Raw genomic sequence first — 24,871 nt, 5'->3', positions numbered from 1 at the left:
TAGTTTGTCGGGCAAATTTTGACGGAACCAGACGAAAGGACGTTTTCATGAGCGTGCGCCCTCAGGCCAAGGACAAGCCGGCTGCGGCTTCTTTCCAGTGGGACGATCCGTTCCTGCTCGACGAGCAGCTCACCGAAGACGAACGCATGGTGCGCGACACCGCGCGCGCCTATGCCCAGGACAAGCTGCTGCCGCGCGTCACTAAGGCCTATCTCGAAGAGAAGACCGATCGCGAGATTTTTAACGAGATGGGCGAGCTCGGTCTGATTGGCATCACGCTGCCTGAGGAATATGGCTGCGCCAATGCGAGCTACGTCGCCTACGGCCTCGTCGCGCGTGAGATCGAGCGGGTGGACTCAGGCTACCGCTCGATGAACTCGGTGCAGTCCTCGCTGGTGATGTATCCGATCTACGCCTATGGCGACGAGAACCAGCGCAAGAAGTACCTGCCGAAGCTCGCCAGCGGCGAGTGGGTCGGCTGCTTCGGCCTCACGGAGCCCGACGCCGGCTCCGACCCGGCCGGCATGAAGACCCGCGCCGAGAAGGTTTCCGACGGCTATCGTCTCACCGGCAGCAAGATGTGGATCTCGAACGCGCCGATCGCCGACGTGTTCGTGGTCTGGGCCAAGTCGGCCGAGCACGACAACCAGATCCGCGGCTTCGTGCTGGAAAAGGGCATGAAGGGCCTGTCCGCGCCGAAGATCGGCGGCAAGCTCTCGCTCCGCGCCTCCATCACCGGCGAGGTCGTGATGGACGGCGTCGTGGTCCCTGAGGACGCCCTGCTGCCCAACGTCTCCGGCCTCAAGGGCCCGTTCGGCTGCCTCAACCGCGCCCGCTACGGCATCTCCTGGGGCGCGCTCGGCGCCGCTGAGGACTGCATGCACCGCGCCCGCCAGTACACGCTCGACCGCAAGCAGTTCGGCAAGCCGCTCGCCGCGACCCAGCTGGTGCAGAAGAAGCTCGCCGACATGGAGACCGAGATTGCGCTCGGCCTTCAGGGTTCGCTTCGCGTCGGCCGCCTGATGGACGAGGGCAAGTTCGCGCCCGAGATGATCTCGATCATGAAGCGCAACAATTGCGGCAAGGCCCTCGACATCGCCCGCGTCGCCCGCGACATGCATGGCGGCAACGGCATCTCGGCCGAATATCACGTGATGCGCCACGTCCATAACCTCGAGACGGTCAACACCTACGAGGGCACCCACGACGTCCACGCCCTGATCCTGGGACGCGCGATCACGGGCATTCAGGCGTTTTTCTGAGCAAAGGTACTTCGGCGTGGAATTGCGTCATGGCCGGGCAAAAGCGCGAAGCGCGTCTTCGCGCCAGATGTCCCGGCCATCCACGTCTTAGCTCGAGCGAAGACGTGGATGCCCGGCACAAGGCCGGGCATGACGAAGTCAGCAAGGTATGAGCAAGCCATGTCCGACAACGACGACGTCCCGTTCAACCGCAATTTTCCGCTTAAAGCAGGTGTCGTCGAGGAAGTCCGCCCTGGTGTGCGGCGTGTGCTCTGTAACAATCCGAGCCCGTTCACCTTCACCGGCACGGTCAGCTACATCGTGGGCACCGGCAAGGTCGCGATCATCGATCCCGGTCCGGACGACGAGGCGCACGCGAAAGCGCTGCTCGATGCTGTCAGCGGCGAGACGGTGAGTCATATCTTCGTCACCCACACCCACCGCGACCATTCGCCGAACACTCCACGGATCAAGCAGGCGACCGGCGCGCCGGTTTATGCCGAAGGCCCGCACCGCGCCTCGCGCCCGCGCTTCGAGAGCGAGAAGCACAATCCGGAATCCGGCTCAGACCGCGACTTCGTGCCCGATATCAGGATTGCCCATGGCGACGTCGTCGAAGGCGACGGCTGGCGGCTCGAGGCCGTGGCGACGCCCGGCCACACCGCCAACCATCTCGCCTTCGCCTGGCCGGAGCGAAAGTTCAATTTCGTCGGCGATCACGTGATGGGCTGGTCGACCTCGATCGTGGCGCCCCCCGACGGCTCGATGATCGACTACATGGATTCGCTCGACCGGCTCGCCGCGCGCGATGAGGATCTGTATTTCTCCGGCCACGGTCCGGAAATCCCGGACGGCCCGCGTTTCGTGCGCTTCCTGATCCGCCACCGCAAGGCGCGCGAGGCCTCGATCCTGCATCGCCTCGCCAAGGGCGAGACCGACATCCCGACCATGGTGCGCGCGATCTATATCGGCATCGATCCCAGGCTGACGACGGCCGCCGGCTATTCCGTGCTGGCGCATCTGGAAGATCTGGTTGCCCGCGGCGTGGTGGCAACCGATGGCGATCCCGTGATTGGCGGGACATACAGGATGACGGGCGCCTAGCCCGCCGTCACTTCTTCACCGTCTTCGCAGGCGCCTTCGGCGGCGCCACCGGCGTCTTCTTCACCGGCTTGAGCGCATCAGCGTCCGCCGCCGTGTTGAGATCGTCGATGAATTTTGTCACGCGCGCGGCGTTGCTGCCGAGGTCGCTGTCGAAATAGCGCGAGGCAGAACGGATATCGACGCGGGAATCGTCGCCGTCAGGCACGACCCTGATCGAGATGTCCTCACGAAAACCCATGATCGGCGTGCGCGCCACGGCCTCGATGCGGCCGATGCGGCGCGGCGGCTGCGGCGAGCGCTCGTCGATGACAAGCCATTTGCGCTTGTTGACGAGCTGGAGCGCAATCGCATAGGCGCGGTCGACCGGAATCTCGAGCTCGATCGGCTCGATATCAGGATAGAACTGACGCTGCTGCTCGGCCGAATAGAGGCCGGCGTAAACGGCCGTGTTGGCGCCGTCGCCGGTGCGCAGGCGCGCCAGCGCGTCGAAGCGGGGCGGGTCGATCGGATCGGTGGTGATGTCGTGGATCGCCGGCAGCTTGCGGTATTGCAGGGCGAGATAGGCGGGGTAGGCGAGGATCGCACCGTCGATCAGGAAGGCAATCAGGATGCGGGCCATGCCGCGCGAGCCGTTCTGCCAGATCGCGGCAAAGCCGGCGAGGCCGAACAGGATCGAGAGCGCGGCAATAGCCAGCCCGCCGAAGAAGGTGACGACCGCGGGCTTCGGCTCCAGAAAGCCGAAACGGACGATGATGATCGACACCACCACCGCCACCACCGCGAACACCGCCAGATTGCGCGCCCAGCTCGCGAGGCTGGACACGGGCTCCGTCTGATAGGGAGCGGAAAACCTGCGGGCCATCGGGTGGGTTCTGCCGGGGTTTTGAAGGCCAGCCGATCTGGCGCGACGATGGGCCGTTGAGACCACGGCCCAGCGGCAAATTCAAGAGTTGCCGGGTTGTTACGGCCCGTCATCCCGGGTCGGCTCATCGCGCCCCCCCAGAATGACGTTCATACGCTGGCCTTACGCCGCCGCGTTCGGGAAGCGGTAATCTTTGAACTGGTCGCGCAGGGCCGTCTTCAGGATCTTTCCCGTGGCCGTATGCGGAATGCCGTCGACGAAGGCGACGTCGTCCGGCATCCACCATTTGGCGATCTTGCCGTCCATGTATTTCAGGATGTCCTCGCGGCTGGCCTGCTGGCCCTGCTTGAGCTGCACGATCAGCAGCGGCCGTTCGTCCCATTTGGGATGGAATACGCCGATCACGGCGGCCTCCGCCACGGCGGGATGGCCGACCGCGAGGTTCTCGAGGTCGATCGAGGAGATCCACTCGCCGCCGGACTTGATCACGTCCTTGGAGCGGTCGGTGATCCGCATATAGCCGGCCTCGTCGATGGTCGCGACGTCGCCGGTGTCGAAGAAGCCTTCTTCGTCGAGAATGTTGGCATCGATGCGGAAGTAGGCCTTGGCGACGGCCGGGCCGGAGACCTTGAGGCGGCCGAAGGTCGTGCCGTCCCACGGCAATTCCTTGCCGGCATCGTCGGTGATCTTCATCTCGACCGCGAAGGGCGCATAGCCCTGCATCTGGAGCACGTCGAGCTTGGCATCGCCGGTCGCGTTCTGGAACGGCGGCTTCAGCGCCGCGACGCTGCCGATCGGACTCATCTCGGTCATGCCCCATGCGTGGCGGACGTTCGAGCCCATGTCGAGGAAGGCCTTGATCATCGAGCGCGGCATCGCCGAGCCGCCGCAGATCACCATCTTCAAATCCGGCAGCTTCAGATTGTTGGCGGCCATGTGCTGGAGCAGCATCAGCCACACCGTCGGCACGCCGGCGGTGTGCGTCACCTTCTCGGTCGAGAGCAGCTCGTAGACCGAGGCGCCGTCGAGCTTGGCGCCGGGCATCACCAGCTTGGTGCCCTGCGAGGGCGCGGAGAAGGCGATGCCCCAGCTGTTGGCGTGGAACAGCGGAACCACCGGCAGCATTGTCTCGGATGCGCTGGTGCCGAGCGCGTCGACATTGTTGGCCATCAGCGCGTGCAGCACGTTGGAGCGATGCGAGTACAGCACACCCTTCGGATCGCCCGTGGTGCCCGACGTGTAGCACATCGCGGCTGCCGTGTTCTCGTCAAAGTCCTTCCATTTGAATTGGCCGTCGGCCTCCGCGATCCAGTCCTCGTAGGCGACCACATTCTTCAGCGTGGTCTCAGGCATGTGCGCCTTGTCGGTGAGCACGATGTAGCGTTCCACGCTCGGCAGCTTGTCGGCGATCTTCTCCAGGACCGGAACGAAGGTGATGTCGGTCATCACGATGCGGTCCTGCGCATGGTTGATGATCCAGGCGATCTGCTCGGGGAAAAGGCGGGGATTGACGGTATGGCAGATGGCGCCGATGCCCATGATGCCGTACCAGACTTCGAGATGGCGCCAGGTGTTCCAGGCGATCGTTGCGACGCGATCGCCGAGCTTGATGCCGTCGCGTTCCAGCACCTGCGAGACCTTAAGCGCGCGCTTGTGGATTTCGCCATAGGTGGTGCGATGGATCGGTCCCTCGACCGATCGCGTGACGACCTCCTGCTTGCCATGAATCCTGGCGGCGTGTTCGATGATCCGGTGGCAGAGCAGGGGCCAGTCTTGCATCAAACCAAGCATTCGGTCGTTCCTCCGAGAATTCGCTGGGCGGGTTGTCGCTCTCAGCGTTGGGCCAAAGAATTGTCATGAGTTTTAGCCTGCCGGAGTTTCGCCGCAAATGGTCTTGTCGCGGCTATATGTCCGCCGGCGCGGCAATGGTTACCGCTGCGCTGGGGCTATCGCTTGTGCTCGCGGATCGGGCGGAGGCGCGAAAATATGCCGCGCCGCTCGATATCTTTGGTCTTGGTGCACCACGGCCGCGTAAAACGGTTCATTCTGCCAGGATACCGCTACCAAAACCCCGCCCGGAGGAGGCTCCCAAAGCAACTGACGAGGCCGCCCCGGAGGCTGAGGGGAAGCCGTCGTCTCCCGACAAGCCCGGCGGCAACAAGCCCGCCGAGGCTGCACCGCCGCCAGAGAAGCAGCTTTCGGCCTGCCGGCTCGCGCTGACTGAGGAGATCGCGATCGCCCCCTCCATACCTGACATCCACGGTCCCGGCGCCTGCGGCGGCGAGGATCTGGTGCGGCTCGAGGCCATCGTGCTGCCGGACAAGCGCAAGGCGGCGGTCAAGCCTGCAGCGATCCTCCGCTGCACCATGGCGTCCGCGATCGCCGATTGGGTGCGCAAGGACATGGTGCCGCTGGCCACGAGCCTCGGCTCGACCATCAGCGATCTCGACAATTTCGACAGCTTCGAGTGCCGCGGCCGCAACCGCATCGTTGGCGCCATGCTGTCCGAGCACGGCAAGGCCAACGCCCTCGACGTTCGCGCCATCAAGCTCGCCAACGGGCAGTCGATCGGCCTGACCGACCGGACCATGTCGCGCGACGTGCGCGAGCGCGTGCTGCATTCGGTCTGCTCGCGCTTTTCGACCGTGCTCGGCCCGGGCTCGGACTGGTACCACGAGGACCATATCCATCTCGATCTCGCGCAGCGGCGCAACGACTACCGGATCTGCCAGTGGAACGTCTGGGATCCCCTGCCGCAGGTCGCACCGCTCTTGCCGGCAGAACGGCCCGAGGAGGCGCCGCCGCGCGAGGTCGCGGCCAAGCCTGAAACAAAAGAGGGCGCTGATGACGAAGCCGCGGAGAAGTCCTCCGCGCCAGCGGACAAGTCGGATGGCAAGAAAGCCCAGCCGCACAAGCCGGCAACAAAAAAGCGCCGGTAAAACCGGCGCTTTTGGATATCAGAGATTGGGAGGCGATCAGTAGCTGCCCGCCTGGCCCGTTCCGCCGCCGCCGAGCGCGAGGCGCGAGTTGTAGGGCGAGTCGCCGTGCTTGGGCTCAAGCACCACGACGATGGTGCCGACCTTGACGCGGCCATAGAGGTCGATCGCGTCCTCATTGGTCAGGCGGATGCAGCCCGACGAGATCGAGGCGCCGATATATTCCGGCTGGTTGGTGCCGTGGATGCGGAACAGCGTGTCCTTGCCGCCGGAGTAGAGATACATCGCGCGGGAGCCCATCGGATTGTCCGGACCGGGCGCAACGAAGGTCGGCACGCCGAGGCGCGAAATCTCGCCGGGGGTGGGGTGCCAGGCCGGCCATTCGGTCATGCTGCCGACCTTGGCGATGCCCGACCAGGCCATCGCTTCTTCGCCGACGGTGATGCCGTAGCGGATCGCCTTGCCGCCATCCATCACGTAGTAGAGATAATGGTTGTCGGAATCGACCACGATCGAGCCCGGCGATTCCTTGCGATGGTAATCGACGATGGCGCGCCGGAACGGCTCCGCGACCGGAGTGTTCTCGTACCGAACCTTGGCAAGGAGTTCCTTGTCCTTCGGCTTGAAGGCCTTGGTGTCGGTCGCTTCAAAATGCGTGGCCTGCATGCAGCCCGACAGCATCAGGCCAGCGGCCAAAACACCCAGCAAAACTTTCAGCGACGACATGATTTGGTTCCAATCGACAACAACAAGCTTTCGCGGAGCTTGAGCCAAGCTCAAAGACCACGACTCCGTTGACCTCTATTATCGTTGAAATCTGCCACAATTCCAGCCTTTCGGACCTTTTCCCGCGCTGCGAGACCTTACCTGTGGCTTTTTTGCCGCAAGTTTTGCGACCGGGAGCCGGTTTTTGGGCAAAGCGTGCCGAACTGTCGATTTCAGGCCACGGTGCCGCCACAAATGCAAACGCTCCGTTAATGTGCTTGTCATCATGAACTTGTCAGAATCGCGCTAAGGGCTGTCATTCTGTCGCAGGCCCTCGCTGGAGTTGTGCATGTTTTCTGTGTTCGTTCCCTCCGACTCCTCCCTCAAGAAGGCCGTCGTCGAGGACCTCGCGGCGGTCCCGGAGCATGCGGTGTGGATCGACCTGGTCAACCCGACCGCGGCCGAGGACAAGGCGGTCGAGCGGCTCTCGGGCATCGCAATCCCGACCCGGGAGGACATGCAGGAGATCGAGATCTCCAGCCGCCTCTATATCGAGAACGGCGCGCGCTACATGACCGCGACGCTGATGTGCCACTCCGATACCGACATGCCCCGGACCACGGCGGTGACCTTCATTCTCGGCGACCACCGCCTGGTGACGGTGCGCTATGACCAGCCCAAGCCGTTTGCGCTGGTCGAGGCCAAGCTCGCCCGTTCCTGCACGCCCGCGATCACCGGCGAGATGGTGCTGATGGAACTGCTGGACGCCGTGATCGACCGCTGCGCCGACATCCTGGAGCGCTGCGGCGCCGAGATCGACCAGGTCAGCCACGACATCTTCGAGCCCGAGAGCGAGCGCCACGGCCACGCCAAGCAATATTCCCAGATCCTGATATCGATCGGCCGCAAGGGCGATCTGACCTCGAAGGTTCGCGAGAGCCTGGTCTCGATCGGCCGCGTGGTCGCCTTCCTCTCGGCGGTGGTGGAAGGCGTGAAATGGTCGAAGGACATGCGCGAGCAACTCAAGACCATGCAGCGCGACGTCGTCTCGCTGACCGACCACGCCTCCTATCTCTCCAGCAAGATCACCTTCGTGCTCGACGCCATGCTCGGTGTCGTCAATCTCGAGCAGAACAACATCATCAAGCTGTTTTCGGTCATGGCTGTTGTCCTGATGCCGCCGACGCTGATCGCCTCGATCTACGGCATGAACTTCAAGGCGATGCCGGAGCTCGAATGGGCGCACGGTTATCCGTATGCGCTGGTGCTGATGCTGATCGCGGCGATCGTTCCGTACTGGATCTTCAAGTGGAAGAAGTGGCTCTGATCCCGTCGCGCTCTCGGGAAATAGTGACCGAGACCTTACGCCGGTCACAGAGACACGGCTGATGGTGTCGCAGAATAGAGCGGGATTGCGGCCGCGCCGTGATGTGTGCGCGCCGCCCCAATTCCTCCGGTAAAATTTGAGCGGTGGGCTGAACGTTTGCGCGAAACTTGTCTGCGATAACCAGCATGTTAGCCGCGAGGAACAGCCATGGTTGAAAAACACATAACGTCGCTCCGCAACGTCATCGATCTGGCGAATTATCGCCAGGTTCTGGCGAGCGGCAAGGCGGCGTCGATGTCGGCACGCCTGTGCCGGCACTGTGGTGCTCCGATGCTCGATGGCGAGAACGACGACGACTGCTCGACTGCAATCGACGCGGCCCCTCTACGGCTGCGCGAACGGTCGCGTCGGATTCGAGTCGATTGAGCAACGGACGGAAGGGCGGGCGATCCAGGTCTTGCGGCGGCGTTGTCTGGATCGCCTTGCTTCCGTCTTTCGATGAATCGATTAACGCTTCACGATTTGCGCCGTCGAGACGATGGTCTCGGTGATGACGCCGTCGCGGCTGAAGGCAGCCAGGTGCTCTTCGACATCGCGCAGCATCGCCTCGACATTCTCACCCAACGCCTCCGGAGAAGACGAAGAGTAGGTGAGCGTGCGGTGTGTCAGGTCCTGCACACTGACAGTGTGGCTGGTCTCGACGGTGATCAGCTCGGCGGGCTGAAAGGCGCTGCCGCGAAAGAACGACGGCAGATCGCGATGGGTGCGCGTGCCGCGGCCTGCTTCCTCCCAGAGCTTGGCCGGCGACCAGCGGCGGCGGATCTCGTTATAGCCATCGAGCCACGGATTACTGCCGTCGGTGGCCGAGAACGAGGCGCAGATGGCAATTGCACCACCGCGTGCGACCAGCTGGTCGATCCGCGCGAGCGTCGGCTCACGATCCATCCAGTGCAGCGCGCGGCCGATCGTCACGACGTCGAATGCGCCGATGCCGGGCCCAAGCGTCTCGACCTTGCCTTCGATCAGAGTCAGCGCGTGGCCCCCGCTCGTAGCCGCGCGTCGCGCCGCATCGAGCATTGCAGGTTCAGGGTCGACGCCGACGATGCGACCGACATACGGCGCGAAGCCGAGCGCCAGCAACCCGGGTCCGGTGCCGAGGTCGATCAGGCTGCCCTGCTTCGAGAGGCCACATTTTTGCGCGACGCTGCGGAAAAATTCGCCCGGGTAGGGTGGCCGCAAATTCTCGTAGAGTGACGCAGTGCTCGCGAACCGGCCCATGCTGCGCCTGCCCTAGCCTAGACGTGCTGGCCGCCGTTGATGTGGATCTCGGCGCCGTTCACGTAGGAGCTGGTATCCGTGCACAGCACGTAAATGATCTTGGCGACCTCGTCGGGCGTGCCGAGGCGGTGCATCGGGATCTGCTGCTCGACGATCTTCTCGGTGCCGGGCGACAGGATCGAGGTGTCGATCTCGCCCGGCGCGATGGCGTTGACGCGGACTCCGACACGGCCGAAGTCGGAGGCCATCTCGCGTGTGAGAGAAGCCAACGCGGCCTTGGAGGTCGCATAGGCGGCGCCCGCGAAGGGATGCACGCGCGAGCCCGCGATCGAGGTGACGTTCACGACCGAGCCCTTGGCCGTCTTCAGTTCCTCGATCAGCCCGCGTGCAATCATGATCGGCGCGAAGAAGTTGACGTGGAAGACGTGCGTCCAGGTGTCCAGATCGGTGTCGACCGAGCCGAGCCTGGAGCCACCCGGGCCCTTCGGCGAGATCGCGGCGTTGTTGACCAGCGCATGCAGCGCGCCGCCTTCGAGACGGTTGCGGATGTCGTTGATCGCGCGCGCGGTATCGGCGGGATTGCCGAGGTCGACCTGGATGTGATCCTCGGGGCCCGCGTCCCACGGGCAGTCCTCGGGAAACGCATGCCGCGAGCAGGTGATGACACGCCAGCCCGCCGACGAGAAGCGGATCACGGTGGCATGGCCGATGCCGCGGCTTGCTCCGGTCAGGAGCAGGGTGCGGCGCGGCGCATTGGACGAATGCGGCATGGACATCTTTCAGGTCGGCCTAAAGCTTACGGGTACATCCGCGTCTTGGACCATGGCTGGCCGGCTGCGTCACGGCGAAATTCGATGCGGTCGTGCAGGCGGAACGGGCGGTCATGCCAGAATTCGATGCGGGAGGGCGTGATGCGCCAGCCGCTCCAGCCCGGCGGCCGCGGCACCTCGCCGATGACGTGCTTGGCTGCGACCTTGGCAATGGCCTGCTCGAAGGCGAAGCGGCTCTCGAGCTCCTGCGACTGCTTGCTGGCCCAGGCGCCAATCTGGGCCTGCTTCGGTCGGGTCGCGAAATAGGCGTCGGCCTCGGCCTCCGTCACCGGCGTCACGTTGCCGCGGATGCGGACCTGACGGCGCAGCGACTTCCAGTGAAAAAGTAACGCTGCCTTAGGATTTGCGGCGAGTTCGCGGCCTTTCTGGCTGGCGATGTGGCTGTAGAAGACAAAACCATCGGTATCGAAGCCTTTCATCAGCACCATGCGCACGTCAGGCAGCCCGTCCGTGTCGACCGTTGCGAGCGCCATCGCGTTCGGATCGTTCGGCTCACTCTTGATTGCCTCGTTCAGCCAGGCCTCGAACAGCGCAAAAGGCTCGTCGGCGGCGGTGAAATCACCGGATGTTAAGGGTGTCTGGTGTTTCATCGAGGTCGTGTCGGTCATGTCTGGAGTCCGAGTTGCGTCCCGCGGCCCAAAACGCGTTGTTGTCCGCTACCGCCCTATATAGGGCATGGGGGCGCGTTGGCCTATCGGCGATCGGGCCGTCGAGCTTCGTCATGACGATGATTCTGATCGGGCTCGGCGCCGGCGGCTGCAGCTTTTCCCGCAACGACACCAGCGCCTATGCCAAGGCCGACGACAGCGACCTCACCGGCTCGATCGCACGGCTCGCGAAGGACGCCCCGCCCACCGAGACAGATCTCGCCTTCGCCCGCAACGCCGCCTCCGACGTGCTGAGCAAGGGCGACAAGGATTCCAGCCAGCACTGGGAAAATCCGGAAACCGGAGCGCGGGGCTCGGTCACGCCGATCGCGCAATCCTATGCGGCCGAGGACGGCCGCAAGTGCCGCGATTTCCTGGCGAGCTATGTCAACGGGAACACGGAAAGCTGGCTCCAGGGCGCCGGATGCCAAAGCAGCCGTGGCCGTTGGGAGATTCATACGCTAAAGCCGTGGCGGAGCTGAGCATGATCCGGACCCGAAGGGCCGCGTTCGCGAAAAGTGGACACCGGTTTTCCGATAAGATCATGCTCCAAACCTAGGGAATCAGGCCGCCCGACTAGTTGCAAAAATGCCACTCTCACCCCACATGGTCTGCAGGTGGGGCGGGGAGCCCTTTGAACAATTCGATTCTTGAAGGAGACGTGACGGATGCGCGACCCCTATGAGGTCTTGGGGGTGCCGCGGAGCGCCAACGCTGCCGCGATCAAGAGCGCCTATCGCAAGCTTGCCAAGAAGCACCATCCCGACAGCAACAAGGACGACCCGAAAGCCGCCGAGCGCTTCTCCGAGATCAATTCGGCGAACGAGATCATCGGCGACGAGGACAAGCGCAAGCAGTTCGACCGCGGCGAGATCGGTGCCGACGGCAAGCCGCGCTTCCAGGGCTTTCCGGGTGGCGGCGGCGGGCCGCGTGGGCGCGCGGGTCCCGGCGGGTTCGAAAACTATACGTTCCGCTCCGGCGGCGCGGGCCCTGGCCAGGGCGCCGGCGCGTTCGAGGACATCCTCAACAGCATGTTCGGCGGCGGGGTGCGCGGTGCGCGGCCCGGGGCCGGCGGCGGTGCCCAGTTCGAATTCGACACCGGCGGGATCGGACTCGATCTCGACGTCAATGTCGCCATGTCCGTCTCGCTGGAAGAGTCGGTCAAGGGTGGCGACAAGCGCGTCAAGCTGCCGAACGGCAAGGAGCTCAACGTCAAGATTCCGGCCGGCGTCACCGAGGGCCAGCAGATCCGGTTGCGGGGGCAGGGCGAGAGTGCTCAGGGCCATCCGCCGGGCGATCTCCTGATCACCATCAACATCGCGCCGCACCCGTTCTTCAAGATCGAGGGCGCCGACTTGCGGATCGACCTGCCGGTCACGCTTTACGAGGCTGTGCTCGGCGGCAAGGTCCGCGTGCCTACCCTCGGCAATGCGGTGGAGCTTTCGGTCCCGAAAAACACCTCCAGCGGCCGGACCTTCCGTCTCAAAGGTAAGGGCTTGCCGAAAATGGGCGGAACCGGGGATCTCTTCGTCACCATCAGGATTATGCTACCGGACGGGAACGACGCCGAGCTTGAGGCATTGATGGAGAAGTGGCGGGACCAGCACCCCTACAATCCACGTAGCGGGCTTGGTTAGGGCGAGATCGAACTGAAGGGGTTTCTCCAAGAGGCCTAGGGCATCGTCGCGGAGATGATGCTCATCATATGCCTGAGGCGTGGTCGCGCTTCATGTACTCGACGTGTCGGCTGTCCGGCGGGGCAGCCGATAAAAAGGTGCGGCCTCGAGAGGGGGACCAGCGCGGTACCAAAAACCCCAATCGAGGCCGCCCGCGTCGATCGGCGGATCGAACGCCGCTCATAATCGCGTGATCACCCGGTGCGATAATGAGACGCGCCCATGTCCTGATTCCAAATTTTCAATGACGGAATCTAGGCACCGCGTACTTTGAAGGACGCCCAAGCGAAGCTTGGGCTATGGCGGGTTGTTTAGCCGCCGTTTTTCTCTGCCTGGTCGTAGACTGCCTGTGCCACCTTGGTCAGGCGATCGCGGTCGCCGCCGCCACTGACGACGTAGCCGACGCCGCGCTCGGCCCAGAACAGCGCACCGTCCTTGTCCGTTTTCGCGTACCGCATCTGCGTTGCACCATTCTCGGTCTTGGCGGTGTAGATCGTGTACCGCTCGCCCGAGGCGCCCTCATACATCAGGAATGATGCCGGCCCGTTCGGCCCCGGCAACAGCCGGCCGCCGACCAGCTTCAGCCCGCTCGCCTCCAAATTCGGTGCGAACACGGTCCAGCCGCAGCGCCTGGTCAGCCAGGCCTGGAGGTGGTCGCGCTCGTTGCCGCCGACCTCGACGGGGTGGCGGACCTCGACGACGTAGAGGCGGTGGGCGTCGAGCGCGTCCGCCGTAAAGCTCTGGAAGGTCGAGGGCGCGCTGGCGGCGCCGTGCGCCACCCAGCCGGCGGTGCCGCCGGCGACAAACGCCACCAGCACGGCCGCGGCGGCGCTGTAGAGCCATTGCCGGGGGCGACGTTCCAGCCGCTCGAGCTCCAGCCGGGCCGGCACCGGCTCCTGGGCCACGGAATCGTAGCGCGCATGCAGCATCTCGGCCATGGCGCGCCAGGATTGCACCCGCTCGGCATCTTCGGGGTGGGCGGCAAGCCAGGCTTCGACATCGGCGCGGCGCTCGGCCGGCAGCTCACCGTCGATATAGGCGTGCAGCTCGTCTTCGGTAATCGGAATATTGCGGTCGTTCATATCGGTCGTCTCTGGCTCTGCGGCCCAAAAAATCTGACGCGGTTCAACTGCGCTGCTTCTCTCTCCGTGCAGCGGATGCAGCACGCGCGATGCATCAACCCTGCCATCATTTCACCCGTTTGAGCGCCGGGCGCTCACCCTCCAGCGAGGCTTTAACGTGGGCTCTCGCCCGTGCCAGGCGCGACATCACAGTGCCGATCGGTACGCCCTGGATGTCGGCAACCTCGCGGTAGCTCATGCCCTCCAGCATCACCAGCAGCAGCACCGAGCGCTGCTCCTCGACCAGCGTCGAGAGCGCCCTCTCGATGTCGCGCCCTTCGGCTTCGGTCCCGCTGGCATCCGGGTTGTTCTCCGTCAGCTGCATGAATTGCGGGCGCCTCGCCAGCGAGCGCCGCCGGTTCTTGTTGAGGTTGGTCAGGATCGTATAGAGCCAGCTCCTGACGTCGCCTCCGAGAAACAATCGCTCCGAACGTAGCGCACGCACCAGCGTGTCCTGCACCAGATCGTCGGCCGCATCCGCGTCGCGCGTGAGCGCGCGGGCATAGCGGCGCAACGCCGGGATCATGGCTTCCACACTCTGGCGAAACGCACTCATGCCGTCTTTGATGTCCTGCCGTTCGGCGCAAGCGCCACAATCATCATAACACCCGAACGGAACGGCTATTCCGGCGCTCGAAACAGCGTTAACGCCGCGTATTAGGACTGTACCGCAGGGGAGGGCTGGTGTACCTCCAGACCTCAACGAGAGCTCGACGGGACGTTAGCAAATGGCGCAGAATTCAGGTCTGATGCAGGGCAAGCGCGGGATCATCCTCGGCCTTGCCAACAACCGTTCGATCGCCTGGGGCATCGCCAAGGCATGCCACGCGGCCGGCGCAGAACTCGCCTTCACCTATCAGGGCGATGCGCTGAAGAAACGCGTCGAGCCGCTCGCCGCCGAGATCGGCGGCCTCGTGCTCGGCCATTGCGACGTCACCGATGCCGCGACCATCGACGCCGTCTTCGCGGTGCTGACGGAGAAGTGGGGCAAGATCGACTTCCTGGTGCATGCGATCGCCTATGGCGAGCAGCTCGACGGCCGCTACGTCGACACCACGCCGGAGAATTTTTCCAAGTCGATGCTGATCTCCTGCTACTCGTTCACGGCCGTGGCGCAGCGCGCCGAGAAGCTGATGACCGACGGTGGCTCGCTGATCACGCTCAGCTATTACGGCGCCGAGAAGTGGATGCCGCATTACAACGTGATGGGCGTGGCGAAGGCCGCGCTGGAAGCGAGCGTGCGCTATCTCGCCGCCGATCTCGGCGAGAAGAACATCCGCGTCAATGCGATCTCGGCGGGACCGATCAAGACGCTTGCCGCGTCCGGCATCGGCGATTTCCGCTATATCCTGAAGTGGAACGAGAACAACGCGCCGATGCGGCGCAACGTCTCGACCGAAGACGTCGGCGGCAGCGCGCTGTATTTCCTCTCCGACCTCTCGCGCGGCGTCACCGGCGAGGTGCATCACGTCGATTCCGGTTACCACGTGCTGGGCATGAAGCGTCCCGACGCGCCGGACATCTCGTTCGGTAGCAAGGACTAGCCCTGGACTGGAATGCCCGTGCCTACGATCTATTACCTTCGCCACGGCGAGACCGAGTGGAACGCGCTCGGCAGGCTTCAGGGCACCAAGGACATTCCGCTGAACGCGCGCGGGCGCGATCAGGCTGTGCAGGCCGGCGGCGTGCTGGCGGATCTCTTCAAGCGCGACGGCAAGGACAAGGCGGCGCTGCCCTATGTGTCGAGCCCGCTCGGCCGTGCGCGCATGACCATGGAACTCGCGCGCGGCAAGCTCGAGCTGCCGGTGACGGACTATGCGCTCGATGATCGCCTGCGCGAGATCGGCTACGGCAGCTGGGAGGGGCTGACGCTGGCCGAGAGCGAGGCGACCGATCCCGAAATCTATGCGAGACGCCTCGCCGACAAATGGACGGTCGGCCCCGCGGGCGGGGAGACCTACGCCGATGTGCAGGTCCGCGTGCGCGCCTGGTACGACCAGCTCCGCACCGACACTGTCGCGGTCGCTCATGGCGGCACCTGCCGGGCCCTGATGGTTTCGCTCGGGATCGAGACCCCGGCCAGCGCCGCCGAACTCTATATCGAGCAGGGCGCCGTCTACGTGTTCCGGGACGGGCGGCTCGAGAAGTTCAGTTAGGCCGGCATCGGCCATTCCGGGCCGCTGCGGGTTTGACCCCCGGCCCCCCGCGCGTTACCACACGCCGGAACCGAGCCTGCGAGCAGCAATGTCCTTCAACACCTTCGGCCACATGTTCCGCGTCACCACCTTCGGCGAGAGCCACGGGGTGGCGATCGGCTGCGTGGTCGACGGCTGCCCGCCGATGATCCCGCTCACCGAGGCCGACATCCAGCAGGATCTCGACCGCCGCCGGCCGGGCCAGTCGCGCTTCACGACCCAGCGCCAGGAGCTGGACCAGGTGAAAATCCTCTCCGGCGTGATGGCGCATCCGGAGACCGGCGTGCAGGTAACGACGGGCACCCCGATCGGGCTCCTGATCGAGAACACTGACCAGCGCTCGAAGGACTATTCCGAGATCAAGGACAAGTTTCGCCCCGGTCACGCCGACTTCACCTATGAAGCGAAGTACGGCCTGCGCGACTATCGCGGCGGCGGCCGCTCCTCGGCGCGCGAGACCGCGATGCGCGTCGCGGCCGGCGCGATCGCGCGAAAAGTGCTGCCCGACGTGAAGGTGCGCGGTGCGCTGGTGCAGATCGGCCCGCACAAGATCGACCGCGCAAAGTGGGACTGGGACGAGATTGCCAAGAATCCGTTCTTCTGTCCCGACAAGGACAAGGCGGCGTTCTTCGAGACCTATCTCGACGGCATCCGCAAGAGCGGCTCCTCGATCGGCGCGGTGCTCGAGATCGTGGCCGAAGGCGTGCCAGCAGGCCTCGGCGCGCCGATCTACGCCAAGCTCGATTCTGATCTCGCGGGCGCGATGATGACCATCAACGCGGTGAAGGGCGTCGAGATCGGCGCCGGCTTCGGTGCGGCAGAATTGACCGGCGAAGAGAACGCCGACGAAATGCGCACCGGCAATGACGGCACGCGCTTCCTGTCCAACCATGCCGGCGGGGTGCTGGGCGGTATCTCCACCGGACAGCCGATCGTGGTGCGTTTTGCCGTGAAGCCGACCTCGTCGATCCTCCAGCCGCGTCTCACCGTCGATCGCAATGGCGCCGACACCGAGATCATGACCAAGGGGCGCCACGATCCCTGCGTCGGCATCCGCGCCGTCCCTGTCGGCGAGGCCATGATGGCCTGCGTGCTGGCCGATCATTTCATTCGGGATCGCGGGCAGGTCGGGCGCTAGAGCAAAGTCTTCATGTCGCGGTACTAGCCCACCGCGCAGCTTGACGATCCCACAACTTCGTCCGCAAATGCGGACATGCAAAACTCCGAGATTCAGCGCATCACCAACTGGCTGATCGACGGCGCGAGGTCGTCGGGGACGCCGGCCGAGATGATCGCCGATGTCTGCGAGCATCTGGTCGCGGCCGGGCTGCCGCTGTCGCGGTTCGGCATCTTCATCCGCACGCTGCATCCGGAAATCTTCGGCCGCAACTTCATCTGGCGGGAAGGCCAGAAGGTCGAGATCGGCACCGTCGATTTCGAGATCCTGGAGACCCCCGAATTCGCCAAAAGTCCGCTTCGGATCGTATTCGAGGAGGGGCTGGAGGTCAGGGGCCGCATGGACGACCCCGACAGCAAGCGGTTTCCGTTCCTCGACGACATGCGCGCCGAAGGCGTGACCGACTATCTCGCGATGCCGATGCACTATCTCGACGGCTCGATCCACGCGACGAGCTGGGTCACGCGGCATCCCGGCGGCTTCAGCGACGACGACATCGCGGCGATCCGCTCCATCGTGACGCCGCTGGCGCGCGTCGCAGAGATCATCAGCCTGCGCCGCACCGCTGAGATGCTGCTCGACACCTATGTCGGCAACCGCGCCGGCGCGCGCATCCTCGGCGGCCAGATCCGCCGCGGCCACAACGACACCATGCAGGCTGCGATCTGGCTGTCGGACTTACGCGGCTTCACCGCGCTGTCGGACAGGCTGCCGGCCGAGACCGTGGTCGAGATCCTCAACCAGTATTTCGACTGCCAGGTCGCCGCGATCCGCGGCCATGGCGGCGAGGTGCTGAAGTTCATGGGCGACGGCCTGCTCGCGGTGTTCCCGATCGACGAATATGTCGGCGATGCCGCCCATGTCTGCACGCGCGTGCTGGAAGCCGCGCGCGAATCCCGCGCCAGTGTCGAGGCGCTCGCTTATCCCGTCGGCGACATCGTCGAGCGCTTCCGCTTCGGCGTCGCGCTGCATGTCGGCAACATCCTCTACGGCAATATCGGCGGCGGCAATCGCCTCGACTTCACCTGCATCGGCCCCGCCGTCAATCTCGCCGCAAGGCTGGAGAAGATCGCCGGCCGGCTCGGCCGCACCGTAGTCGTGTCGGAGGGCTTTGCAAGTGTCTGCCGCGAAGGGTGGCGCGAACTCGGCGAATTTCCGATCGCGGGATTTTCCAAGGCGCAACGCGTGTACGGGCTCGCCGAGGAGACGCCGGTGGTGATGGCGTGATCTGCGACTTTCTGATGGTCATTCAGCGCCGCAAGATCATTGCTCACTCCTCCGGCTCCGTCGTGAACAGCAGCGGGTAGCCCTTGGCGCGGCCGGCGTCGGTGGCGCGCGTCGCCTTGGTCTCGGCGACGTCCCTGGTGAACACGGCGACGACGCAGGCGCCCAGCTTGTGGGCGGTGATCATCACCTTGTAGGCCTGATCCTCGGTCATGCGGAATTCTGCCTTGAGGATCATCGTGACGAATTCGCGCGGCGTAAAGTCGTCGTTGATTAGGATGACCTTGTGCAGCTTGGGCCGCTCGACCTTGGTCCTGGTCCGCGTTTTCGGGGTGGTGACAGTGTCGTTCATTCCGCCTCCGGAAAACGGCGGGCTCGGGTTCCCGTCGGAGCGATCAGCTCGCGGCCTTCTCACCATATTGCAGGACCTGCACCTTCTCCAAGGTGATCAGGCCGCTCGACATCATGCCATCCAGGATGGGCAGGAATGCATTGATGCTGTCCTCGCTGTCGACGATCTCGATGAGCAGTGGAAGATCCTCCGAGAGCCGCAGGATCTTCGAGGTGTGGAGCCGGCTCGACTTGCCGAAGCCCATGGGGCCGCGCAGCACGGTGGCGCCGGCGAGATGCCGCTCGCGCGCCGTCATCACGATCGCTTCGTAGAGCGGCTTGCCGTCGAAATGGTCGCTCTCGCCGATGAAGATCCGGAGCGAAACTGCCTGATTGGGGATTTGCATGATCAGCTCCTTGTCAAGCGGTTATAGCGGCTCGCCATCATATGGCCGAGCCAGACCGACACCAGCCAGCAGATGACGGACGCCGCGATATAGGCAAGCGCAGTGTACTTCATGCCGCCGTGGAACAGGCGGAAGGTCTCGAGGCTGAAGGTCGAGAAGGTCGTGTAGCCGCCGCAGAACCCGGTCATGACGAACTGCCGGTGCTCGGGCCGCGCCAGCACGCGGCCGTCAGGGCCGGTCAGCGTCGCGTAGAAGCCGATGATCAGCGAGCCCGTGGCGTTGATGAACAGTGTTGCCGTAGGGAAGCCGGGACCGGTGTCGAGCGCGAGCCCGACGAGGTAGCGCGTCAGCCCGCCGGCGATGCTGCCGGCGGCAACCCAGGCATAGAGCACCGCAGTGCGCCAGCGATCGGCAGGGGGGAGGTTCATCTGCCTCTACCCTCCAAAGCTGTCCGCGAGGAGGAAGCCGCAACTGACAGCGGCGAGGCCCAGCCCGACCGAGAGCACGATATTGCCGAGTGCGTGCAGCGGCTCGCCGTTCCGCGCCAGCGTCAGTGTTTGCAGGCTGAACGAGGACACCGTGGTGTAGCAGCCAAGGAAGCCGGTCACCGCGAACAGCCATGGATTGGGCGCGGCGAACATCGAGCCCGGGTGGGTTGCCAGCGCACCAAAGATGCCGATCAGGAAGGCGCCGGTGACGTTGATGGTCATTGTGCCCCAGGGAAACGTCTCGCCCAGCCGCCGCGCGATCGCGCCGGAGACGAAATAGCGGGCGCAGCCGCCCAGCACGCTGCCGATCACGATCGCGATCACTCCGCTCAGCACGACGAACGCCCTCTCATCCTCACTTATCCTCCGCTGCCAGCCCGTTGCCGACGGTGAGTAGCCCCACGAGCGCGACCAGCGCGAAGCCGAGCCCGGCGAGGAACGTGCCGGCCGGGCCATAGCTATCCCATAGCGCGCCGGCGATCACGCTCGCGGTCAGCAAGGCGAGGCCTGTGAACAGGTTGAAATAGCCGAAAGCGGTGCCGCGCAGGTTCGGCGGCGCGGCATCGGCGACCAGGGCTGAGAGCAGGCCTTGCGTCAATCCCATATGCAGCCCCCACAACACGACGCCGAGCGCGAGGCCCGCAAGGCTCGGCAGCAGCGCGAGCGCCAGATCGGCGCCGGCGAGAAAGACGAGGCCGAGCGCGAGCAGGCCGGTCCGGTTGATGCGGTCCGACAGCACGCCGGCCGGGTAGGCGGAGAGCGCGTAAGTGATGTTCATCAGCACCAGCACGGCCGGCACCCACATCGCATTGAGACCGATATTCTGCGCGCGCAGGATCAAGAACGCCTCGCTGAAGCGCGCGAGCGTGAAGACGATTCCGACCGCGACGACGCGCCAGTACACCGATCCGAGCTGCCGCATCGCGGCGCTGTTCAGCGGATTCTTCGCAGGCTCTCGGCTCGGGTCCGGCTCCGGCTCGCTCACCGCGAAGGCGATCAAGCCGAACGACAGGAAGGCTGGCAGCACCGCCGCCCAGAAGACAAGGGTAAAATTGTCCGCCGTCCACCACATCAGACCGATCGCCACGAGCGGTCCGACGAAGGCGCCGATGGTGTCGAGCGATTGCCGCAGCCCGAAGCTCGCGCCGCGCAAGCCCGCGGGCGCGATATCGGCGATCAGTGCATCGCGCGGCGCGCCGCGAATACCCTTGCCGACCCGGTCGATGAAGCGTGCCGCCACCAGCCATCCGACACTGGGCGCGAGCGGAAACAGCGGTTTTGTCAGCGCGGCAAGGCCGTAGCCGAGCGCGGCGAGCAGCTTGCGGCGGCCGAGCCAGTCCGACAACGCACCGGAGAAGATCTTTGTGATCGAGGCCGTGGCCTCCGCGATGCCTTCGATGAAGCCGACCGTGAGCGTGGACGCGCCGAGCACGGTGACGAGATAGACCGGCAGCAGCGCGTGGATCATCTCGGAGGAGACGTCCATCAGCATCGAGACGAAGCCGAGCACCCAGATCCCCCGGGGCAATCCGCCGCGTGCAGCTTTCGGTGTCGTCGTCGCCACGTCCGGGACTTCTCCTTCGCCTTCGTCTCCAGGCAACAAAAAACCCGCCATTGGCGGGTTTGTCCATGCTCCCGCCAAAGGCAGAGGCTCAAAGATTGCCCCACCTCAAGCAGGAGTCATTAGCCCACTACGGTCCAGGATTACGGGTCAAGGCCGCCGGGCGGTTCTCGGGGGACTCCATCCCCATCTGTGCGTCCAGCCTAGCATGGAAATCACCGCGGACAAGTGGGCGGGGGAGCGTCTCCACATCGCGCGTGTTCCGGCGGCGCGACCGTGGCGATATGGCGGCAGCGATGCACTTGAATGTGAAGCGCAAGCGATCTTCGTACTTTGCGGCAAGCAGATTGCATGTCACCATCGCGTCATACGACGGGAGACTGCGATGCGCATGCTGTTCTCGATCGGGGCTGTGCTTGTGGCCGGCATGTTTGCCGGAGGGGACGTCGCGGGCATCGCGGCACCAGGGCCCAAATTTGAGTCACCCAAAAATCAGCCGCAGCGGCTGGCGATCGACAGGGATGCACAGACGGTCGATGTCGAGCTCGTCCTGGCGGTCGACGTGTCCTACTCCATGGATATGGACGAGCTCGCGATCCAGCGCGAAGGCTATGCGCAGGCGATCCAGTCGAAGGAGTTTCTGCAGGCGTTGAAGCTCGGCCCCAACGGCCGGATCGCGGTGACCTATTTCGAATGGGCCGCTTCCACCGATCAGAAGATCATCATCCCCTGGCGGCTGATCGACGGGCCAGAGACGGCGGATGCGGTCGCCGCCGAAATCATGAAGACTCCGATCCGGCGGGCGTCGCGCACGTCGATCTCCGGCGCGATCAATTTCGCGATGCCGCTGTTCGACGAGGATCCCTATCGCGGCTTGCGCCGCGTGATCGACATTTCCGGTGACGGTCCCAACAACAATGGCGGGCCGGTCACGGTGGCGCGCGACGCCGCGATCGAGAAGGGCATCGTCATCAATGGCCTGCCGATCATGGTCAAGGAGCCGTCCTATTCGACCATGGATATCGACAATCTCGACTACTATTACGAGGACTGCGTTGTCGGCGGACCCGGCTCCTTCGTCATCACGATCAAGGACCGCGACAAGTTCAAGGAAGCGATCCGCACCAAGCTTCTGATGGAGGTTGCTGGCCGCATGCCTGAGCGTCCCGTGATGCGGGTCGCCGACAAGGACAAGGAGCCGCGGGTCAGTTGCATGATCGGCGAGAAGATCTGGTCGGACCGCTGGGGGCGCTGAAGCGTTTTCGAGCGAAATGGATATCGGTTCTCGGCTCGCCAGGCGGTTGAATTTAACCGCTCGTTAACTACGGGCGTGGTCCTAATCAGATTGTTTCTGTCGGTTTCCGGTCGGCCACTCTAAGTTGCTGATCAGGAAGCGAACGAAGGCGGGTTGATCAGACTCGTCCGCTGAGCAATCCAATGGCCGTCATCTCGTCGAGCACCAGCCAGATTTCGCCCGCCAACGAGCGGATGTATCATCAGAGCGCTCTGGTCGGTGACTGGAAGGGCAATTGGGCAGGCAACAACCAGCCCGTCGGCTTCAAGGTCGTGAACATCCGCGGTGCCCGGGCACAGGTCGAGTACACCCATAATGGACATACAGAGCGCGGTTTTGGCCAAGTCAGTGGCTCGCTTATCACCTTCGGCAACATCACGGTCGGCACCAAGGACGGCAAGAACCTGGTGCTATTGTCCTCCGCGGGCGCTGGCAAGCAGACTGCGTCCCTGGAGAAGCAGGCGCCGCCGGCCTCCGACAGCAACCTGATGGGAAGCTGGGGAGGCTACTCCAGCGACAACGGCAAGAGCGCGAGCTTCCGCGTCCTCGCCATCAACGGCAAGGAAGCCACGGTCAGCGTCACCACTGACGGCATTACCCGCCAAGGCACCGGTTACGTCTACAAGAACGTCATCATGTTCGGGCAGTCGCAGATCGCGACCGACGACGGAAAGAACGGCAAGATCATCTACCAGGTCGGCACCAGGTCCTTCATGGTGCCCGTGACGAAGTACCCGCCCGCGGATTCGTCATCTACGGTCGACAAGACCGCCTGAGCGCGGCTGGGCAGATCCCTCACCAATTCGGCGCTCGCTTCTCCACGAATGCTCTCAACCCCTCCTGCGCCTCGTCCGACGTCGCGACGTTGCAGAAATCGTCCACTGCGCTGGCGATGCTGCGCCGATAGTCGAGATCAATCTGGCGCATGAAGGCGGCGCGGCCCATCCGCAGCACCGCGGCCGATTTCGCGGCGAATTGCGCCGCGAGCCTCTCGCCCTCGGCTCCGAGCTCTGCATCTCCGACGACGCGGTTCACCACGCCGAGCTCGCGCGCCTGTGCGGCGCTGAAGACGCGGCCCGTGAACAGCAGCTCGAAGGCGCGGTGACGACCGACGATGCGGGGCAGATGGGCGTAGTGGATCGCGGGGATGACGCCGACGTCGATCTCGGGATAGCCGAACGTCGCGCTCTCCGACGCGAGCACGACGTCGCAGGACACCGCCATGGTCATGCCGCCGCCGCGCGCCGCACCGCCGACCGCGGCGATCGACGGTTTTCCAAGCCCGTATTGCGCATCGTAGAGGTCGATGTAGAGCGCCTGGAGGAATTCGCGGATCTGGGCGCCGGATTTGCCGAGCAGGATGTCGAGGTCGAGGCCCGCCGAAAAGCGCTTTGGAATCGCGCTCGCGAGAACGACCGCGCGCGCCTCCGAATCCTCAGCCGCACGACGCAGCGCCGCGACCACCGCACGGATCACCTCGAGACTCAGCGCGTTGACGGGCGGACGGCGCAGCGTGATGCGGACGATGTTGCCTGCGCGTTCGTAGGCGACGGGGTCGTCAGATGTCATCGGGGTCTCCATGCTTTCAGGCAGCTTCGCTGCGCTCGCTATCATGAGGTTGAGGCAGCGTACTCAAATCCATCCCCGTCATCCTGAGGTGCTCACCATGGGGCGCAGCGCGCCTCATGGTGAGCCTCGAAGGATGAATCGGCCCCGATGCAGCCGGGCCGTCGCCCTTCGAGGCTCGCCGAAGCGGCGAGCACCTCAGGGTGACGGTGATAGAATTGCGCTCGACGGCCTGACGTTATGCCTTTATTTCGCCGCGAGCGGCGGTAGCAGCGGCACGCTGTCGTTTGGCGCTTCGGCCTGCATCGTGATCAGTGTCATCGAGACCAGATCGTAATAGCCGATCAGGCCGATGATATCCATGATACCGCGCTCGCCGAATTTTTGCTGCGCCGTGCGGTAGATGTCGTCGGACACCTTCTTGTCGCGATAGAGCGCCATCGCGAGATCATAGAGCGCGGCTTCGTCATCCTTCATCGCCCTGGGCCGCACGCCGTTGGCGACGTCCTTGGCGACCTCGGGATCGAGCCCGGCCTTCATCGCGAGTGGATAATGCGCGAACCATTCATACTGCGCCGTCCACTGCCGCGCAGTGATCAGGATCGCGAACTCGCTGAGGCGCGCCGGCAGCGACGAATTCCAGCGCAGATAGTCCGACATCGCCGAGAGTTTTGGGGCGAGCTCCGGGTTGCGGATATAGGCGCGATAGGGCGGATTGGCGAATTTGGCGTTGCGCGGTGGCACGGCGATCGCATCCGCCCATTCCTTCTGCGGCGGGCTAAGCTCGTCCGGCTTCAGCGGTGTGAAGCGGGTCGGTTCGGCCGCGTGGCCCGCCCCCGAGATCGTCACGGCGAGCAGCGCAATCAGCGCCAGGCCCACATATCGCATCGGCATCCTCCCAT

At 64.5% G+C, this 24,871-nt stretch carries 28 protein-coding genes and 1 riboswitch; of the genes, 13 read left to right on the top strand and 15 right to left on the bottom strand.

What is annotated here, in order from left to right; all coding sequences use genetic code 11:
- Positions 1–47 precede the first annotated feature (47 nt).
- Both B5V03_RS28240 and B5V03_RS28235 read left to right on the top strand, forming a co-directional pair.
- Positions 48–1,262: an acyl-CoA dehydrogenase gene (locus B5V03_RS28240; protein ID WP_014497235.1), complete on the top strand. Its 1,215-nt coding sequence runs from the start codon at positions 48–50 to the stop codon at positions 1,260–1,262.
- A 159-nt stretch (positions 1,263–1,421) separates the two neighbouring features.
- Entirely contained in the window at positions 1,422–2,345 is a 924-nt protein-coding gene (locus B5V03_RS28235; RefSeq protein ID WP_129273653.1) for an MBL fold metallo-hydrolase, read from the top strand.
- Positions 2,346–2,352: 7 nt separating this feature from the next.
- On the opposite strand, the gene B5V03_RS28230 is transcribed toward B5V03_RS28235, so the two are convergent.
- Both B5V03_RS28230 and B5V03_RS28225 read right to left on the bottom strand, forming a co-directional pair.
- The gene (locus B5V03_RS28230) at positions 2,353–3,207 is read right to left on the bottom strand and encodes a DUF1499 domain-containing protein (protein ID WP_129273652.1); all 855 of its coding nucleotides are present in this window, start codon (positions 3,205–3,207) and stop codon (positions 2,353–2,355) included.
- Positions 3,208–3,369: 162 nt separating this feature from the next.
- Positions 3,370–4,998 carry a fatty-acid--CoA ligase gene (locus B5V03_RS28225; protein ID WP_129273651.1) on the bottom strand — a complete coding sequence of 543 codons (1,629 nt, stop codon included), beginning with the start codon at positions 4,996–4,998 and terminating at the stop codon, positions 3,370–3,372.
- A 65-nt stretch (positions 4,999–5,063) separates the two neighbouring features.
- Here B5V03_RS28225 and B5V03_RS28220 point away from each other — a divergent pair, with 65 nt between their 5' ends.
- Positions 5,064–6,146, top strand: coding sequence for an extensin family protein (locus tag B5V03_RS28220; RefSeq protein WP_129273650.1), 1,083 nt, complete (start codon positions 5,064–5,066; stop codon positions 6,144–6,146).
- A gap of 36 nt (positions 6,147–6,182) precedes the next feature.
- Here the strand turns inward: B5V03_RS28220 and B5V03_RS28215 are convergent, their stop codons facing one another.
- A complete protein-coding gene (locus B5V03_RS28215; protein ID WP_129273649.1) occupies positions 6,183–6,869 on the bottom strand; it encodes a L,D-transpeptidase in 687 nt (228 codons plus the stop codon).
- A 328-nt stretch (positions 6,870–7,197) separates the two neighbouring features.
- Here B5V03_RS28215 and B5V03_RS28210 point away from each other — a divergent pair, with 328 nt between their 5' ends.
- Positions 7,198–8,175 carry a magnesium transporter CorA family protein gene (locus B5V03_RS28210; protein ID WP_129273648.1) on the top strand — a complete coding sequence of 326 codons (978 nt, stop codon included), beginning with the start codon at positions 7,198–7,200 and terminating at the stop codon, positions 8,173–8,175.
- Between the two features lie 207 nt (positions 8,176–8,382).
- The gene (locus tag B5V03_RS28205; RefSeq protein ID WP_129273647.1) at positions 8,383–8,601 is read left to right on the top strand and encodes a hypothetical protein; all 219 of its coding nucleotides are present in this window, start codon (positions 8,383–8,385) and stop codon (positions 8,599–8,601) included.
- An 81-nt stretch (positions 8,602–8,682) separates the two neighbouring features.
- On the opposite strand, the gene B5V03_RS28200 is transcribed toward B5V03_RS28205, so the two are convergent.
- From B5V03_RS28200 to pdxH, 3 genes are read right to left on the bottom strand one after another with little or no spacing between them, the layout of a single operon-like run.
- Positions 8,683–9,453: a class I SAM-dependent methyltransferase gene (locus B5V03_RS28200; RefSeq protein ID WP_129273646.1), complete on the bottom strand. Its 771-nt coding sequence runs from the start codon at positions 9,451–9,453 to the stop codon at positions 8,683–8,685.
- Between the two features lie 17 nt (positions 9,454–9,470).
- Complete coding sequence (locus tag B5V03_RS28195; protein WP_129273645.1) at positions 9,471–10,223, bottom strand: SDR family NAD(P)-dependent oxidoreductase; 753 nt, start codon at positions 10,221–10,223, stop codon at positions 9,471–9,473.
- A gap of 26 nt (positions 10,224–10,249) precedes the next feature.
- Positions 10,250–10,891, bottom strand: coding sequence for a pyridoxamine 5'-phosphate oxidase (pdxH, locus tag B5V03_RS28190; RefSeq protein WP_129273644.1), 642 nt, complete (start codon positions 10,889–10,891; stop codon positions 10,250–10,252).
- 113 nt (positions 10,892–11,004) lie between these two features.
- Between pdxH and B5V03_RS28185 the strand changes: the two genes are divergently transcribed.
- Both B5V03_RS28185 and B5V03_RS28180 read left to right on the top strand, forming a co-directional pair.
- Positions 11,005–11,412 carry an RT0821/Lpp0805 family surface protein gene (locus B5V03_RS28185; protein WP_164988346.1) on the top strand — a complete coding sequence of 136 codons (408 nt, stop codon included), beginning with the start codon at positions 11,005–11,007 and terminating at the stop codon, positions 11,410–11,412.
- A 186-nt stretch (positions 11,413–11,598) separates the two neighbouring features.
- Positions 11,599–12,567 carry a DnaJ C-terminal domain-containing protein gene (locus B5V03_RS28180; RefSeq protein WP_129273642.1) on the top strand — a complete coding sequence of 323 codons (969 nt, stop codon included), beginning with the start codon at positions 11,599–11,601 and terminating at the stop codon, positions 12,565–12,567.
- Between the two features lie 350 nt (positions 12,568–12,917).
- On the opposite strand, the gene B5V03_RS28175 is transcribed toward B5V03_RS28180, so the two are convergent.
- Positions 12,918–13,688 carry an anti-sigma factor family protein gene (locus B5V03_RS28175; protein ID WP_129273641.1) on the bottom strand — a complete coding sequence of 257 codons (771 nt, stop codon included), beginning with the start codon at positions 13,686–13,688 and terminating at the stop codon, positions 12,918–12,920.
- A 106-nt stretch (positions 13,689–13,794) separates the two neighbouring features.
- Positions 13,795–14,283, bottom strand: coding sequence for a sigma-70 family RNA polymerase sigma factor (locus tag B5V03_RS28170; RefSeq protein ID WP_092029204.1), 489 nt, complete (start codon positions 14,281–14,283; stop codon positions 13,795–13,797).
- A gap of 172 nt (positions 14,284–14,455) precedes the next feature.
- On the opposite strand from B5V03_RS28170, the gene fabI reads away from it, so the two are divergent.
- From fabI to B5V03_RS28150, 4 genes are all read left to right on the top strand, one after another.
- The gene (gene fabI / locus B5V03_RS28165; RefSeq protein WP_129273640.1) at positions 14,456–15,271 is read left to right on the top strand and encodes an enoyl-ACP reductase FabI; all 816 of its coding nucleotides are present in this window, start codon (positions 14,456–14,458) and stop codon (positions 15,269–15,271) included.
- A 12-nt stretch (positions 15,272–15,283) separates the two neighbouring features.
- Entirely contained in the window at positions 15,284–15,883 is a 600-nt protein-coding gene (locus tag B5V03_RS28160; protein WP_129273639.1) for a histidine phosphatase family protein, read from the top strand.
- 88 nt (positions 15,884–15,971) lie between these two features.
- Positions 15,972–17,060, top strand: coding sequence for a chorismate synthase (aroC, locus tag B5V03_RS28155; RefSeq protein WP_129273638.1), 1,089 nt, complete (start codon positions 15,972–15,974; stop codon positions 17,058–17,060).
- A gap of 75 nt (positions 17,061–17,135) precedes the next feature.
- Positions 17,136–18,326 carry an adenylate/guanylate cyclase domain-containing protein gene (locus B5V03_RS28150; protein WP_129273637.1) on the top strand — a complete coding sequence of 397 codons (1,191 nt, stop codon included), beginning with the start codon at positions 17,136–17,138 and terminating at the stop codon, positions 18,324–18,326.
- A gap of 43 nt (positions 18,327–18,369) precedes the next feature.
- Here the strand turns inward: B5V03_RS28150 and clpS are convergent, their stop codons facing one another.
- Genes clpS through B5V03_RS28125 form a run of 5 tightly spaced genes read right to left on the bottom strand, consistent with a single transcriptional unit; the run spans position 18,370 to position 21,112 of the window.
- Complete coding sequence (clpS, locus tag B5V03_RS28145; protein ID WP_129273636.1) at positions 18,370–18,675, bottom strand: ATP-dependent Clp protease adapter ClpS; 306 nt, start codon at positions 18,673–18,675, stop codon at positions 18,370–18,372.
- A 43-nt stretch (positions 18,676–18,718) separates the two neighbouring features.
- Entirely contained in the window at positions 18,719–19,060 is a 342-nt protein-coding gene (locus tag B5V03_RS28140) for a DUF190 domain-containing protein (protein WP_129273635.1), read from the bottom strand.
- Positions 19,061–19,062: 2 nt separating this feature from the next.
- Positions 19,063–19,488, bottom strand: coding sequence for a fluoride efflux transporter CrcB (gene crcB / locus B5V03_RS28135; protein WP_129273634.1), 426 nt, complete (start codon positions 19,486–19,488; stop codon positions 19,063–19,065).
- Positions 19,489–19,494: 6 nt separating this feature from the next.
- Positions 19,495–19,884, bottom strand: a complete 390-nt coding sequence (gene crcB / locus B5V03_RS28130) for a fluoride efflux transporter CrcB (RefSeq protein ID WP_164988345.1) — start codon at positions 19,882–19,884, stop codon at positions 19,495–19,497.
- 19 nt (positions 19,885–19,903) lie between these two features.
- A complete protein-coding gene (locus B5V03_RS28125; RefSeq protein ID WP_129273633.1) occupies positions 19,904–21,112 on the bottom strand; it encodes an MFS transporter in 1,209 nt (402 codons plus the stop codon).
- A gap of 103 nt (positions 21,113–21,215) precedes the next feature.
- Positions 21,216–21,306: riboswitch (Fluoride riboswitch) on the bottom strand.
- 188 nt (positions 21,307–21,494) lie between these two features.
- Between B5V03_RS28125 and B5V03_RS28120 the strand changes: the two genes are divergently transcribed.
- On the top strand, positions 21,495–22,364 hold the full coding sequence (locus tag B5V03_RS28120) for a DUF1194 domain-containing protein (protein WP_129273632.1): 870 nt from the start codon (positions 21,495–21,497) through the stop codon (positions 22,362–22,364).
- A gap of 182 nt (positions 22,365–22,546) precedes the next feature.
- Complete coding sequence (locus B5V03_RS28115) at positions 22,547–23,179, top strand: hypothetical protein (protein WP_129273631.1); 633 nt, start codon at positions 22,547–22,549, stop codon at positions 23,177–23,179.
- Between the two features lie 19 nt (positions 23,180–23,198).
- Here the strand turns inward: B5V03_RS28115 and B5V03_RS28110 are convergent, their stop codons facing one another.
- Complete coding sequence (locus B5V03_RS28110) at positions 23,199–23,972, bottom strand: enoyl-CoA hydratase/isomerase family protein (RefSeq protein WP_129273630.1); 774 nt, start codon at positions 23,970–23,972, stop codon at positions 23,199–23,201.
- A gap of 243 nt (positions 23,973–24,215) precedes the next feature.
- Positions 24,216–24,857: a carboxymuconolactone decarboxylase family protein gene (locus B5V03_RS28105; RefSeq protein ID WP_245502359.1), complete on the bottom strand. Its 642-nt coding sequence runs from the start codon at positions 24,855–24,857 to the stop codon at positions 24,216–24,218.
- Positions 24,858–24,871: the final 14 nt, after the last annotated feature.

The organism is Bradyrhizobium betae (genome assembly GCF_004123905.1).
GTDB classification, from domain to species: domain Bacteria; phylum Pseudomonadota; class Alphaproteobacteria; order Rhizobiales; family Xanthobacteraceae; genus Bradyrhizobium; species Bradyrhizobium betae_A.
This window is presented reverse-complemented; position numbering and strand designations above follow the sequence as displayed.

Bases quoted from the DNA above. Each gene is read 5' to 3' on its own strand.
- B5V03_RS28195 (WP_129273645.1), bottom strand. From the start codon at position 10,223: ATGCCGCATTCGTCCAATGCGCCGCGCCGCACCCTGCTCCTGACCGGA.
- B5V03_RS28185 (WP_164988346.1), top strand. From the start codon at position 11,005: ATGACGATGATTCTGATCGGGCTCGGCGCCGGCGGCTGCAGCTTTTCC.
- B5V03_RS28120 (WP_129273632.1), top strand. From the start codon at position 21,495: ATGCGCATGCTGTTCTCGATCGGGGCTGTGCTTGTGGCCGGCATGTTT.
- B5V03_RS28235 (WP_129273653.1), top strand. From the start codon at position 1,422: ATGTCCGACAACGACGACGTCCCGTTCAACCGCAATTTTCCGCTTAAA.
- B5V03_RS28170 (WP_092029204.1), bottom strand. From the start codon at position 14,283: ATGAGTGCGTTTCGCCAGAGTGTGGAAGCCATGATCCCGGCGTTGCGC.
- B5V03_RS28150 (WP_129273637.1), top strand. From the start codon at position 17,136: ATGCAAAACTCCGAGATTCAGCGCATCACCAACTGGCTGATCGACGGC.
- B5V03_RS28240 (WP_014497235.1), top strand. From the start codon at position 48: ATGAGCGTGCGCCCTCAGGCCAAGGACAAGCCGGCTGCGGCTTCTTTC.
- B5V03_RS28160 (WP_129273639.1), top strand. From the start codon at position 15,284: ATGCCCGTGCCTACGATCTATTACCTTCGCCACGGCGAGACCGAGTGG.
- fabI (WP_129273640.1), top strand. From the start codon at position 14,456: ATGGCGCAGAATTCAGGTCTGATGCAGGGCAAGCGCGGGATCATCCTC.
- B5V03_RS28200 (WP_129273646.1), bottom strand. From the start codon at position 9,453: ATGGGCCGGTTCGCGAGCACTGCGTCACTCTACGAGAATTTGCGGCCA.
- B5V03_RS28205 (WP_129273647.1), top strand. From the start codon at position 8,383: ATGGTTGAAAAACACATAACGTCGCTCCGCAACGTCATCGATCTGGCG.
- B5V03_RS28230 (WP_129273652.1), bottom strand. From the start codon at position 3,207: ATGGCCCGCAGGTTTTCCGCTCCCTATCAGACGGAGCCCGTGTCCAGC.
- B5V03_RS28140 (WP_129273635.1), bottom strand. From the start codon at position 19,060: ATGCAAATCCCCAATCAGGCAGTTTCGCTCCGGATCTTCATCGGCGAG.
- B5V03_RS28180 (WP_129273642.1), top strand. From the start codon at position 11,599: ATGCGCGACCCCTATGAGGTCTTGGGGGTGCCGCGGAGCGCCAACGCT.
- B5V03_RS28220 (WP_129273650.1), top strand. From the start codon at position 5,064: ATGAGTTTTAGCCTGCCGGAGTTTCGCCGCAAATGGTCTTGTCGCGGC.
- B5V03_RS28105 (WP_245502359.1), bottom strand. From the start codon at position 24,857: ATGCGATATGTGGGCCTGGCGCTGATTGCGCTGCTCGCCGTGACGATC.
- B5V03_RS28210 (WP_129273648.1), top strand. From the start codon at position 7,198: ATGTTTTCTGTGTTCGTTCCCTCCGACTCCTCCCTCAAGAAGGCCGTC.
- B5V03_RS28215 (WP_129273649.1), bottom strand. From the start codon at position 6,869: ATGTCGTCGCTGAAAGTTTTGCTGGGTGTTTTGGCCGCTGGCCTGATG.
- crcB (WP_129273634.1), bottom strand. From the start codon at position 19,488: ATGAACCTCCCCCCTGCCGATCGCTGGCGCACTGCGGTGCTCTATGCC.
- pdxH (WP_129273644.1), bottom strand. From the start codon at position 10,891: ATGACCGACACGACCTCGATGAAACACCAGACACCCTTAACATCCGGT.
- B5V03_RS28115 (WP_129273631.1), top strand. From the start codon at position 22,547: ATGGCCGTCATCTCGTCGAGCACCAGCCAGATTTCGCCCGCCAACGAG.
- clpS (WP_129273636.1), bottom strand. From the start codon at position 18,675: ATGAACGACACTGTCACCACCCCGAAAACGCGGACCAGGACCAAGGTC.
- B5V03_RS28225 (WP_129273651.1), bottom strand. From the start codon at position 4,998: ATGCTTGGTTTGATGCAAGACTGGCCCCTGCTCTGCCACCGGATCATC.
- aroC (WP_129273638.1), top strand. From the start codon at position 15,972: ATGTCCTTCAACACCTTCGGCCACATGTTCCGCGTCACCACCTTCGGC.
- B5V03_RS28110 (WP_129273630.1), bottom strand. From the start codon at position 23,972: ATGACATCTGACGACCCCGTCGCCTACGAACGCGCAGGCAACATCGTC.
- B5V03_RS28175 (WP_129273641.1), bottom strand. From the start codon at position 13,688: ATGAACGACCGCAATATTCCGATTACCGAAGACGAGCTGCACGCCTAT.